At 74.0% G+C, this 12,053-nt stretch carries 9 protein-coding genes and 7 pseudogenes; 10 read left to right on the forward strand and 6 right to left on the reverse strand.

Annotated elements, in window-relative coordinates:
• The first annotated feature begins 1,539 nt into the window (after positions 1-1,539).
• The 4 genes and pseudogenes from UK94_RS25970 to UK94_RS65800 form a co-directional block, all read left to right on the forward strand.
• Entirely contained in the window at positions 1,540-2,025 is a 486-nt protein-coding gene (locus UK94_RS25970) for a MarR family transcriptional regulator (protein WP_197537256.1), read from the forward strand.
• 131 nt (positions 2,026-2,156) lie between these two features.
• Positions 2,157-2,687, forward strand: a 531-nt coding sequence (locus tag UK94_RS65785; RefSeq protein ID WP_268761626.1) for an alpha-amylase family glycosyl hydrolase, incomplete at its 3' end; no start/stop codon positions are given.
• Between the two features lie 31 nt (positions 2,688-2,718).
• Positions 2,719-2,947: pseudogene (locus tag UK94_RS65795) on the forward strand (alpha-amylase); the annotation flags it as partial.
• Between the two features lies 1 nt (position 2,948).
• Positions 2,949-3,473 (forward strand): annotated as a pseudogene (locus UK94_RS65800) (alpha-amylase family glycosyl hydrolase); the annotation flags it as partial.
• A gap of 37 nt (positions 3,474-3,510) precedes the next feature.
• On the opposite strand, the gene UK94_RS25980 reads toward UK94_RS65800, so the two are convergent.
• From UK94_RS25980 to UK94_RS25995, 4 genes are all read right to left on the reverse strand, one after another.
• Positions 3,511-3,867 carry a DUF6204 family protein gene (locus UK94_RS25980; RefSeq protein ID WP_011603474.1) on the reverse strand — a complete coding sequence of 119 codons (357 nt, stop codon included), beginning with the start codon at positions 3,865-3,867 and terminating at the stop codon, positions 3,511-3,513.
• Between the two features lie 93 nt (positions 3,868-3,960).
• Positions 3,961-4,905: a formyltetrahydrofolate deformylase gene (gene purU, locus UK94_RS25985; protein ID WP_011603475.1), complete on the reverse strand. Its 945-nt coding sequence runs from the start codon at positions 4,903-4,905 to the stop codon at positions 3,961-3,963.
• 238 nt (positions 4,906-5,143) lie between these two features.
• Entirely contained in the window at positions 5,144-5,866 is a 723-nt protein-coding gene (locus tag UK94_RS25990) for a 4'-phosphopantetheinyl transferase superfamily protein (protein WP_011603476.1), read from the reverse strand.
• A gap of 5 nt (positions 5,867-5,871) precedes the next feature.
• Complete coding sequence (locus tag UK94_RS25995) at positions 5,872-6,804, reverse strand: metallophosphoesterase (RefSeq protein ID WP_063822625.1); 933 nt, start codon at positions 6,802-6,804, stop codon at positions 5,872-5,874.
• 345 nt (positions 6,805-7,149) lie between these two features.
• Here UK94_RS25995 and UK94_RS65805 point away from each other — a divergent pair, with 345 nt between their 5' ends.
• From UK94_RS65805 to UK94_RS65820, 4 genes and pseudogenes are all read left to right on the forward strand, one after another.
• Complete coding sequence (locus tag UK94_RS65805; RefSeq protein ID WP_235489918.1) at positions 7,150-7,392, forward strand: DUF1232 domain-containing protein; 243 nt, start codon at positions 7,150-7,152, stop codon at positions 7,390-7,392.
• Positions 7,393-7,431: 39 nt separating this feature from the next.
• Positions 7,432-7,675: pseudogene (locus tag UK94_RS65810) on the forward strand (protein-disulfide isomerase); the annotation flags it as partial.
• Between the two features lies 1 nt (position 7,676).
• Positions 7,677-7,741 (forward strand): annotated as a pseudogene (locus tag UK94_RS65815) (protein-disulfide isomerase); the annotation flags it as partial.
• A 1-nt stretch (position 7,742) separates the two neighbouring features.
• A pseudogene (locus UK94_RS65820) lies at positions 7,743-8,040 on the forward strand (protein-disulfide isomerase); the annotation flags it as partial.
• A 112-nt stretch (positions 8,041-8,152) separates the two neighbouring features.
• On the opposite strand, the pseudogene UK94_RS65825 reads toward UK94_RS65820, so the two are convergent.
• Both UK94_RS65825 and UK94_RS26010 read right to left on the reverse strand, forming a co-directional pair.
• Positions 8,153-8,227, reverse strand: a pseudogene (locus UK94_RS65825) (chemical-damaging agent resistance protein C); the annotation flags it as partial.
• Position 8,228: 1 nt separating this feature from the next.
• Positions 8,229-8,728 (reverse strand): annotated as a pseudogene (locus UK94_RS26010) (TerD family protein); the annotation flags it as partial.
• A 375-nt stretch (positions 8,729-9,103) separates the two neighbouring features.
• On the opposite strand from UK94_RS26010, the gene UK94_RS26015 reads away from it, so the two are divergent.
• On the forward strand, positions 9,104-9,322 hold the full coding sequence (locus UK94_RS26015; RefSeq protein ID WP_011603482.1) for a hypothetical protein: 219 nt from the start codon (positions 9,104-9,106) through the stop codon (positions 9,320-9,322).
• Positions 9,323-9,612: 290 nt separating this feature from the next.
• Complete coding sequence (locus UK94_RS26020; protein ID WP_055751911.1) at positions 9,613-11,178, forward strand: toll/interleukin-1 receptor domain-containing protein; 1,566 nt, start codon at positions 9,613-9,615, stop codon at positions 11,176-11,178.
• The last annotated feature ends 875 nt before the right edge of the window (positions 11,179-12,053 follow it).

Here is a 12,053-nt window from a genome sequence, read left to right on the forward strand (position 1 = left end):
GGCGTCGTACCGATCTGGCCGCAGGGCCCGGCCGGGCCGGCGGTGACGGCGGAGTCGGTGGGGTGGGCGGGTCAACGCGCGGTGCGCCCGCAGCGGCGGGGCGACCTGGGCGAGCTGGTCGAAGGCGGACTCCAGCCGGTCGTGCGCGTCGGCGAGGGCGGCGCGCATGATCTCCGGTGACGTCCTGTTCGGGCCGGGTGGAGCCGGGCCGCGTGGGCGTGGCACGTGACTGCGGCCCGTCTGGCAGACGACCAGATAGTCCGTCAGGGCGGCGAGCAGGTCGGCGATCCGGCGGCGCAGGACGTCGCCCGTGCGCACGGGCAGGACGACCCAGGCCGCGGCCAGACCGATCGTCGCGCCCAGCGCCACCGCGGCCAGCCGCTCCCGCAGCAGCCCCGTTCCGGCCTGCCCGTAGTACCCGTAGAGCAGGGCGAGCACGCCGGTGACGCATGCCGTCCAGTAGGCGTAGGACGCCGAGCGCAGCCACACCCCGAGCGCGAGCAGGACGAAGACGAGCACGATCGACGTGTCGTCGCCGCCGGGGAAGCGGCCCGCGACGACGGTGGNCGCCNCCGTCCCGACCGCCGCGCCGGCCAGCCGCTGCGCGCAGCGGTAGGCGACGTCGCCGCGGCCGCGGTTGCCGCTGTGGACCAGATAGGNGGTGAGAACGAGCCAGGACCGGTGCTCGCCGAACACGTGGCGCCCCACGGCGAAGGCCGTCCCGAGAGCCACCGCGAGCTGGATCGCCATCCTGGTGCTCGCCGGAAGTCGCCGCCTGCGCCCTGCCGGCCGATCCCGCCGGGGCGACGGGTGGGGCGGGCGGTAGGGCGGGCGGGGCGGGCGGGGCTGGTCTGGTGCGAACAGGCGGGCCTCGGCGTGTCGACCGATCGTCACCCAGCCGATCGCGACCAGCGCGATCGCGACGAGATCGAGCCGTGACGCCGCGCCCTGCCCGGGCGGCACCGGGGTGACGAGCAGTGCGATGAACGGCAGCGTGGCGAGGCTGCCGGCCCGGGTGCCCACCGGCCCGAACCGCCGTGTCCAGACGGCGCCGCTGACCGCCGCGGTGAACAGGACCTCGCCCACCGTCCGATGCCGGCGGGACAGGTCGGCGACCTCGCTCGCGAGCAGCGCCACCGACGGCGTCACGAGCAGCGGCAGCAGCCACGTGGCCCGCGGGCCGGGCTGCCCGACCCGGCCGCCCTGACCGCCTCGCCCGACCCGGCTGAGCGTCAGCGCGAGGACAACGCCGATGACGGAGAGACCGGCGGACGCGCCGGTCAGGGCACGCAACGCCAGTGACGTGCCGAAGGTGGCCAGCANAGCGCCCATCGTCACCACCGCCGCCCGCAGGTCGGCTCGGCGATCGACGGACCGTGATCCCGGGGCGCGAGCCGCCTGGCGGCCCGCGACGATAGTCGTCACAGCGAACTAATCTCCGTCTCTCGCCAGCGCGAGCCGCATGGTCAACGCATTCGACGGTCCCCCTGAGCCCAAATAATGGTAAGTGATAGCGTGCTAACTGTGCGAGCAGGAGAGGTGGCAGGACAGGTGGAGAGCGCGGCGGCGATCCGGCGGGCGGTGACCCGGCTGGGCCGCCGGCTGCGCGCGGAGCGGCCGGCCGGCGCGCTCAACGGGACCAAGCTGAGCGTGCTCGGCCACCTCTATCGGCTGGGCCCGAGCACCCCGGGGGCGATCGCCGCGGCCGAGCGGCACCAGCCGCAGTCGCTGTCGCGCACGTTCGCCGAGCTGCAGGCCGCTGGGCTGATCAGCCGGCGCCCCGGGGAACGCGACCGGCGGGCCGCGGTCCTGACGATCACGTCGGTCGGGCGGGAGGCGCTCGTCCGTGACATGGCGGACCGCGACGCCTGGCTCGCCCAGGCCCTGGACGACTGCACGGCGGCCGAGGTGAACCTGCTGCGGATCGCCGCCGGCCTGCTCGAATCGCTGGCGGATCGCCCGGTGGACCTGCGCGACCTCGCGGGCGGCACCGACCCGGGCACCGTCGGTGAGCAGTCGGCATGACCACCCACCGGCAACCGCCACCGCCCCACACGTCCCCGTCTCCCGCGTCCCCGTCTCCCGCGTCCCCGTCTCTCGCGTCCCCGTCTCTCGCGTCGGGGTCTCCCGCGTCGTCGAGCGGTGAGCCGGGCTGGGTGCGCCACGCGGTCTGGTGGCAGGTCTATCCGCTCGGGTTCGCCGGCGCCGACACCACGGGAGCCGACCGGCGGCCCACCCGCGGGCTCGCCCGGATCGGCGACTGGCTCGACTACGCGGTGCGGCTCGGGGCGTCCGGCCTCGCCCTGGGACCGATCTTCGCGTCCTCGACCCACGGGTACGACACGGTCGACCACTTCCGGATCGATCCGCGGCTCGGTGACGACGCCGACTTCGACGATCTCGTCGCCCGTGCCCACGACCGAGGGCTGCGGATCCTGCTCGACGGTGTGTTCAACCACGTCGGCCGGGAGCATCCCGCCTTCGCCGCGTCGCCCGGCGGCGGGGACGCGCCACCCCGCCCGGACTGGTTCGTCCCCACGGGCTCGACCGGACCGGAGGGCCGGCCCGAGTACGCCACCTTCGAGGGCCACGGGGGCCTGGTCACGCTGCGGCACGACAACCCGGCCGTCGCCGACCACGTCACCGAGATCATGACCCACTGGCTCGACCGTGGCGCCGACGGCTGGNGGCTCGACGCCGCCTACGCGGTCCCCGCCNACTTCTGGGCGCGGGTGCTGCCGCGGGTGCGTCACGCCCACCCGGACGCCTACCTGGTCGGCGAGGTCATCCACGGCGACTACCCGGACATCGTCCGCCGCACCGGCCTGGACGCGGTCACCCAGTACGAGCTGTGGAAGGCGATCTGGAGCTCGCTGAACGACGCCAACCTGTTCGAACTGGCCTGGGCGCTGAGCCGGCACGACGGCTTCCTCGACACGTTCGTCCCNCTCACCTTCGTCGGCAACCACGACGTCACCCGGCTCGCCAGCCGGCTGCGCGAACCGCGGCACCTGGCCCATGCTCTCGTCGTGCTGTGCACCGTCGGCGGCACCCCGAGCGTCTACTACGGCGACGAGCAGGCGTTCGTCGGCGTCAAGGAGGACCGCATCGGCGGTGACGACGCGGTTCGTCCCGCGTTTCCCGCCGGCGCGGACGAGCTCGCCCCCTACGGCTGGCCGATCTACCGGTTGCACCAGGACCTCGTCGGCCTGCGGCGGCGTCACCCCTGGCTGCACGCCGCCCGCACCCGTCCGCTGCACCTGGCCAACGAGCAGCTCGTCTACGAGGCGAGCGCCGAGGGCCAGCGCCTGTTCGTCGCGCTCAACCTGGCCGACGACCCGGCCGACTGCCCCGCACCCGGCGCCACGCGGCTTCTCGCCGGCCCGGCGGACCTGGTCCACCCCGGCACCGAGCAGGCCCTCGCCCGCCTACCTTCCCTCGGCTGGGCCGTCCTCGCCCCCGCCGACCACTGACCCTCAGCCGCCACTGACCCTCAGCCGCCACTGACCCTCAGCCGCCGCGGGTCGCGGCGCGCCGGCCGCGGGCGCCCAGCGGAGCGTCGGACAGGTCCTCGGCCAGCGACCGGAGGTTCTTGTGCCGGTAGCCGCGCTCGGCGAGCCAGGCCTGCGCGGACGCCTGCGCGCGGGCGGTCGCCGCCGCCAGGTCCTCGGCCCGCTCGCCGTGTGCCAGGAAGCGGAACGTGAAGAACGGCCGGGCGGCGATGTCGTAGGTCAGGCTGCCCTCGGGTGTGAACGCGGCCTGCAGGATGTCGTGCTCCGCCGCCCGGGCCAGCAGTTCGGCGCGCTGGTCGGCGCTCAGCCCGTCGAAGGCACCGCGCACGGTGATGCGGAAGGTACGGGAGCTCACAGGCCGATCCCACCACATCCCGCCGGGATGTCCAGCGCATTCCTCGGCGCCCGGGCGGCGCGGGGAAAACAGGGCGCGGGCGCAACGGGCAGGTCAGGAGAACACGACCGTGCGACGGCCGCTGATGAGGACGCGGTGCTCGACGTGCCAGGTCACCGCGCGAGCGAGCGCGCGGCACTCGACGTCGCGGCCGAGCGCGGCGAGGCGGTCGGGACCGTCGGCGTGATCGACCCGGATGACGTCCTGCTCGATGATCGGGCCGTCGTCGAGCTCGGCGGTCACGTAGTGCGCGGTCGCGCCGATCAGCTTCACCCCGCGGGCGTGTGCCTGGTGATAGGGCCGGGCGCCGGAGAAACTCGGCAGGAACGAGTGGTGGATGTTGATCGCCCGGCCGGCGAGCGACGCGCACAGCTCGGGGGAGAGGATCTGCATGTAGCGGGCGAGGACCACGAGGTCGATCCGCTCCCGTTCGATGATCTCCCGGATCCCCTGTTCCTGCCGGTCGCGGGTGGTCGGGTCGACCGGCAGGTGATGGAACGGGATGGCGTAGGAGCCGACAAGGTCGGCGAAGTCGGGATGGTTCGACGCGACGGCCGGGATGTCGACGTCGAGCAGCCCCGACCTGTGCCGGTAGAGCAGATCGTTGAGGCAGTGTCCGAATCGGCTGACCAGGATCAGCACGCGGGGGCGGACCGCCAGGTCATGGATCGCCCAGTCCATCGCGAACGGGTGGGCGACGCGGGCGAAGCCGGCCCGCAGCGCCTCCAGGGTGAGCCCCGCCTCCTCGGCGGCGACGTGCACCCGCATGAAGAACCGGCCCGAGTCGGGGTCGCCGAACTGGGCGGCGTCGGCGATGTTGCCACCGACGCCGGCGAGGTAGGCGGAGACCGCGGCGACGATACCGAGCCGGTCGGGGCAGGACAGCGTCAGGACGAACTCGCCGGCCGCCGTCCGGGCGGAGGGGCCGGTCGGCGGGCCGGGGGAGCGGCCGGGATCGGCGACAGGCGGCGTCACGCCGCGGTCTTCGGGGATGGGCACAGCCCCTTCCTACCTTGGCACGACCGGCCACACCCGGCGCGGCGCACCGGCCCCCGCGCACCGGCCGGAGCCAGGGCGGCGACGACGGCGCCGGCGGAAGGCCGGGCGCCCTACCGCGGCTTGCGGCCCTGCAGGCCTCGGGTGCGCGGCCGGCGGCCGGCGGGGAAGGCGCCGGGGCCGGTGCGCACCGCGGGGCGGCGTCGTCCGGCCGCGAGCGGGCGGCGCCCGCGATGGTGCCTCACGGTGCGGCCTGCGCCGGCGGCACCGGCGTGCCGTCGAGGTGCGGGACGGTGACGGCGGTGAGCAGCAGGCCGCGGTCGGCGAGCCAGTGGCCGTCGAAGCCGGTGAGCTCGCCGCCGTCGAGCGTCGGCCCGGTCACCAGCAGCTTGGCGGTGAACGTGCCGCGGGCCGGGGTGGCGGTGGTCGCCGCCGTGCCCGGGTCGATGGTGAGGGCGGCGTCCTCGAAGCCGAGCCAGCGCTGGGCCAGCGGGAACCACGCCTTGTACACCGACTCCTTGGCGCTGAACAGCAGCCGGTCCCAGTGCACGGTGGGCAGGGTCCGGGTGAGGGTGGCGAGCCAGCCCTCCTCGGCCGGGACGGTGATCTGCGCCGTGACGCCCTGGGGATTGGGTTCGTTCGGTTCGGCGTCGATGCCGATCGTGCGCAGCCGGCCGGCGAGCGCCACCGCCGCCGCCCGGTAGCCGGCGCAGTGGGTGATGCTGCCGACCACGCCGTCCGGCCAGTGAGGGGCGCCGCGATCGCCCGACAGGATCGGTACCGGCGGTAGGCCGAGGCCGGACAGCGCCCGGTGCGCGCAGATCCGGGCGGTGGTGAACTCCCGGCGGCGCTTGTCCACGGCGCGGGCGAGCAGCGCGGCCTCCTCGGGGAACAGCACGGCGTTCGGGTCGTCCTCGAACGCCTCGACGGCGACGGCCGCGTCCGGCAGCAGGCTGGCCAGCATCGCGGTCAGCTCCGCGCCGTCGACGGCGACGCCGCCCGTTCCTGCGCCCCCGCGGCCGGGGCCGGAGCGGGCTCCGCCGGGTAGGGCAGGATCTGGCGGGGGCCGGCGAAGGGCCGGCCGTAGGCCTCCCACGCGACGCGTTCTCGCGGGTACCCCATCGAGACCTCCTCGAAGCGGACGCCGTCGTACCAGGTCGTGCGGGGAATGTGCAGGTGGCCGTAGACGACCGCCGCCGGGCGGAAACGCCGGTGCCAGTCGCCGGTGGCCGTCGTCCCGCACCACAGCGCGAACGTCGGGTAGCGCAGGATGTCGGTGGGTTCGCGGACGAGCGGCCAGTGGTTGACGAGCACGGTCGGCACGGCCGGGTCGAGGGCGGCCAGCCGCTCGGCGGTGTAGGCGACCCGGGCCCGGGACCAGGCGTCGATGGTGGGATGCGGATCGGGGTGCAGCAGCCACTCGTCGGTGCACACCACCCCGCTCTCCCGGGACAGGGCGAGGGCCTGCTCCTTCGTCGCGGTGCCCGCCGGGCGGAAGCTGTAGTCGTACAGGGCGAACAGGGGCGCGACGACCACCGGGCCGCCCTCGCCCGTCCACACCGGGAACGGATCCTCCGGCGTGACCACGCCGAGGCCGCGGGCGATCTCGACCAGGTGGCGGTACCGTTCGTCGCCGCGCAGCTGGAGCGGGTCGTGCTTCGGCGTCCACAGCTCATGGTTGCCGGGCACCCAGATCACCTTGGCGAAACGCTGGGTGAACAGCTGCCAGACCGCCTCGATCTCACCGGCGACCTCGGCCACGTCACCGGCCAGAATCAGCCAGTCCTCCGGCGAACCGGGCTCGATACCCTCGACAATCAGCCGGTTCTCCGAATAGCCGACATGAATATCACTGACGGCCATCAGCCGACCGGGCGGCGCAGGTGAATCCACGGGGGACACGTCGAAAAGCCTACCGGCGCAACGGGGCAGGTGTCCGGCCGACGGTCGAACCTCCGGTCGTCGCCCCCCCGACAACGCCGGCCCGACACCGCCCGCGGCACCCCCGGGCAGCGTGGATGTTCGTATCGGCCGGACATCGGGCATGCCGTCATGGATCATCGCCCCGGGCCGCCGGCCGGCCGCCGCGGGGACCGACCCGGAGTGGAGTGGATGATGGGTGACAGCTTCGGCACGGCGCTGCTCGTCGTCCTCGGTGTGCTGGTGGCCCTCGGCCTCGCGCTGGCGGTGGCCGCCCTCGTCGTCGTCCGCAGGTACGACCTACCGCTGCGCGGCACCGTGGCGACNCTGGCCAGCCTCGCCTACGTCGTCTCGCCGGTCGATGCGGTCCCCGAGATCCCGCTGGGGCCGATCGGGCTGGTCGACGATCTCATGGTGATCATTGCCGCGGTCGTGTACGTCCGCGGCCTGATCGCCGCCCGGCGCGACCTCGGCCAGGCGGGGCTCGACCACTCCGGCCACGCGCCCCGCGACCTGCCTCGCCAGCCGCCGCCGCGGCTGCCCCGCGGACGTCGCGGCATCCGCCGCTGACAGCGGAACATGCCCGGGGGCGCGTCTGTTGCCTCGGGTATGACCTCCGCCACGTTCGCGATCACCTGGGATTACCGCTGCCCGTTTGCGCGCAACGCGCACGAACACGTGCTTACCGGTCTCGCGGCCGGTGCCGACTGGAATGTCAGCTTCATCCCCTTCTCGCTGGGGCAGGCGCATGTCGAGGAGGGCCAGCCCAGCGTCTGGGAGAAGCCCGAGCAGGATTCCGGCATCCTCGCCCTACAGGCCGGCGTCGTGATCCGGGACGAATACCCCGACCTGTNCCCGGCGGCTCATCGCGCGTTGTTCGCGGCGCGCCACGACGAGGGCCGCCATCTCGAGGACCGCGNCGTGATCAGGGAGACGCTCACCGCCGTCGGGCTGCCCGCGGACGAGGTGCTCGCCCGGGTCGACGAGGGGGGGCTGGCCCGGGTCCAGGCCGAGCACGAGCGCTACGTCGCCTCCCACTCGGTCTGGGGCGTGCCCACCTTCATCGCCGACGACCAGGCGGTCTTCGTGCGGCTGATGAACCGGGCTCCGCTCGGTGCCGAGGCCGCACCGTCCGTTCGGGCGGTGGAACGCGTCGTCGACCAGCTCACCGGCTGGCCGGAGCTCAACGAGTTCAAGCACACCTCCATCCCCCGCTGACCTCCCCGCCGACATCTGCGCGGAGCCCGTCTTCGCGTCGGTGCCGTGCCGGGTGCCGTGCCGGGACGGTCGGGTCGCCCACGGGGCGTCTCGGCCGGGCCGGTCTCGGGGTTCAGACGTCGAGACCGTACCCGCGGGCGATCTGCGCCAGACCGGCGACGCCGCCCTCGCCGAGGGCGCGAAAATGNCAGCCGCCGCTGTCGCGGTGCAGCTCGCCGAACAGCATCGAGGTGTCCCGCGCGGCGGTGCTCGACAGGTCGTAGCGCACCAGCTCGTCACCGGTGTCGGTGTTGACGACCCGGATGTACGCGCCGTGCACGTCACCGAAACTCTGGTGCCGGTAGTCGGCGTTGTGGATGCTCACCGGGAAAACGATGCGGGTGATCGCGCTGGACAACAGGTCGAGCCGCACGTCGATCTGCTCGTCGTCCCCCGCACCCTCGCCCGTGAGGTTGTCCCCGCGGTGCACGATCTCCCCACGCGGGCTGCTCAGATTGTTGTAGTAGACGAAATAGCTCAGGCTGGGCGCCCGGTCGTTCTCCTGCAGGGCGATCGCGCTCGCGTCGAGATCGAACTCCTCCCCGCCTGGACGATTGGGATCCCAGCCGAGACCGACCGTGATGTGTGTGAGGGTCTCGGTGGCTTCGGCAAGAGCGACGCTGCCGCCCTTGGCGAGATCAATGCCCACTGTTCTCCGTTTCCGCGGCTTTCGCCGATCGCACCGATCGCACCGGCCGGACCGGCCGGCGTCCGATCCACGTGATCAGCCAAGCACAGACGGGCGCCGCCGGGGAGCGCATCCGGCGATACTTCGCTGTCGTCGGGGAGACGGCCGCCGGCGCCCGCGGGCCGACCGCGGCGGACAGGTTCGGCGGCCGTGGTGTGAGCGCGGACGGTCGGTCACCGGATGGTGGTTTCCGGCCCTGCTCCGCGGTGATCCGACAGCCGTCGATCACCCTCTGGCGGCCGTCGGTCTCCCTGCGCGTCGGATGGCTGCCGCCCGGCACCGGCGAGCCCGGCGTCGCGGGCGCGGCAGGGCCAGCATTGGCTAACGTCGGCAGACGTGGATCACCTACCACTGCTCGTCGGTTCCGGCGACATCGCCCGCGCCCTGGGCCTCACCCGTCAGGCCATCGATCACCGACTGCGGGTCGATCCGGCCGCGCCGAGCCCCGCCGCGGTCGTCAACCGCACCGCGACCTGGGGTGGTACTCGGATCTGGTGGCGGGAGGAGATCGACCGATGGCTGCGCCTCGAACCCGAACACTGGGAAGTGCACTGACGGGGACGTGTGCCGCAGGAAAGGATCCGCGTCGCCGGTTGACGGGAAGCGCCGCCGGTTGACGAAGAGCGCCGTCGGTTGACGGAGAGCAGAGAAGGCGCGGGGACAGGCCCCGGGCGGTGCGGGGTACGCGGAGTGGCGCCACCCCGAGTGATGGCGTGTTGAGGCATCATTGATACTTCCGTGTCGTGGGNATCGCCATCCGGGCGGTCGGCTGATAGCGTTTGGCGACACCGTCCGTCGGATGGCGGTGGGCCCGGGGGCGCGGTGATGGTAATCGAGTGTGCGCGATGAAGAGCTACTTCTTCGTCTCCTATGCCGCCAAAGAGGACCGTCGCTGGGTCCAGCGCTTTCACGCCGATCTGGAGTATGAGCTGGGCCGGCTCGTCGGCTCCGCGGTCGGCGGAATCCTCGATACCAGGCCGCGGCCCGGCATGGACGCGGACCTCGCCCTCGCGGCGGGGGCCGGCCGTATCCGCTCGATGGTCGCCCTCTGCTCCGATCCTTTTTTCAAGGACGGTTGGTGCGGACGCGAATGGGAGGTCTTCGGCGCCCGCGTCGAGAACTTCAGCAAGGCCGGTGCGACCAGGCTGGAGGACGGTTTCCTGCGGGTGTTGTGGCGGCCGACCCACGACCCGGTGCCGCCGGCGGCACGCCCCGCCCTCGCCGACGCCAGGCTCGGGCTGCCCGAGGTCTACGGCCAGCACGGACTGCTGTGGCTCATGCGCAACATGCTGCGCGGGCCCAGCGGCTACTACGCGTTCGTCCGACTGTTCGCGGCCCGGGTCATCGCCGCCCAGCAGATCGATCTCGACCCTCTGCCCGAGCTCGCGATCCGCGCCGCCGGCCCCGCCTTCGGCTCCCACGGTACCGACGGCTCCGGGCATGCCCCGAACGGCGCCTCCGCGGAACCCGCCGGCCGGCCGTCGGCCGGCGGGGTGCTCCGGCGGCAGGAGCCGCCGTCACCCGCGTGGGCCGCGGCTCCGCCCGCTTCCGATTCGCCTGCTTCGGCTGCCCGAGTTTCGGATCCGCCTGCCTCGGATCCGCCTGCCTCGGCTCCGCCTGCTTCGGCTCCGCCTGCTTCGGCTCCGCCTGCTTCGGCTCCGCCTGCTTCGGCTCGCGGCCGTGGGGCACGAGACGCCGCCGCAGGCAATGGCGCTGCGGGCAATGGCGCTGCGGGCAATGGCGCCGCGGGGGACGGTGCCGCGGGGGACGGTGCCGCGGGGGACGGTGCCGCGGGGGACGGCGCTGGGGGAGCGGGTGCAGCGGGGGAGGGCGCGGAGCGCGGCGGCGGGGATCGGGGCGTCGGCGCTCGGCGCGGCGGGGATCGGGGCGGGAGGGCTGATCGGCCACGGGCGGGCAGCGTCCCGGCGGGCGACGGTGGGGGCCGCGGGGCCGGGGCGTTCGTGACGGCGCCGGTGGACTCGGTGGAGGCGGCCCCGCGGCGGGTCGTCGTCAGCTATGTCGGGGCCGACCAGCAGTGGGCCGACTGGCTCGAGCAGCTCCTGCGCCGCGGCTGCCACGAGGTCCAGCAGGTGCGGTGGGCGCAGAACCGCGGCGAACGGCTCGCCGAGACCGTGGACCGCATCGCCCGGTGGGACCCGGAGATCACGGTCGTGCTGCTGTCAAGGCACTACCGTGCGCCCGTGCCCGAGGACCCCGGCACCACCGAGACCGAGGCCTGGGAGCGCCTCGGCCTGGAGGGGCCGCTGGCCCGCCGTGTCGTACGCGTCACCATCGACCCCCAGCCGTTGCCCGAGCCGCTGCGCACCCTCCGGACGCTGGACCTCAGCGGTCTGGAACCGGCGGTGGTCAACGAGCTCCTGATGGAGGTGCGGGCCGGGGGCGGCTGGTGAGTACCGTGCCCGCCTTCGGTCGCCCGGGCCGCCTGCCCGGGCAGTCCCCGCCCGTGTGGNGCAGCCGCCGGGAGAACGAGCTGTTCGCGGGCCGCGACGACGAGCTGGAACGCGTCTGGGACGGCCTGTGCCGGCACGGCCAGCTCGTCCTCGTCCCCGAGGGGAACCTGCCCGACATCGGGGAGACGGAGCTTGCCGGGGAGTACCAGCACCGTTTCAAGNTGCGCTACGACGTCGCCTGGTGGGTGGACTGCGGCCAGGGCGCCGACATCGCCGCCCAGCTCGACGAGCTCGCCGACCAGGCCCGCGCGCGGCTGGCCGACTGCGNCGCGGACGGCGCGCCGGTGCCCGGCGAGGGCTGGCTGCTCGTCCTGGCGGGGGCGGGCAGTCCCGAGGAGGTCGAGCCGTATCTGCCCGGCCGCGGCGCGCACTGCCTCATCGTCGCCGACCGGACGGCGGACTCCTGGCGGGAGCGGACGTTGGCCATCGGGCCGCTGCGCCGGCGCGAGTCGGTCATGCTGCTCACCAGCGCCGCGCCCATGGTCGATCCGGCCACCGCCGCCCGGCTCGGCGAGCTGCTCGGCCACCGGCCCGGGCTGCTGGCCGAGCTCGCCGGCTACCTGATCCGGGAGACGGCCGTGACCCCNGAGCTCTGCCAGCGTCTGCTCGAGATGGCGGCCGCCCGGCCGGCCCCGGCCGCCGTTGATTCACCGCCCCCTGCCTCCGGCGGCACCGAGCCCTCCGGCGGCACCGAGCCCACCGTCAGGGCCGGGCCGGCCGGAGAGGGAGGCCTGGCCGTCGGGGGTCGCCCGGTGGTCAGCAGCGAGCCGATGGGCCCTGACGGCGCCGTCGGCCGCTTCGGCGGCCGCCGTGCC

Source organism: Frankia sp. AvcI1, assembly GCF_001420875.1.
GTDB classification, from domain to species: Bacteria; Actinomycetota; Actinomycetes; order Frankiales; family Frankiaceae; genus Frankia; species Frankia alni.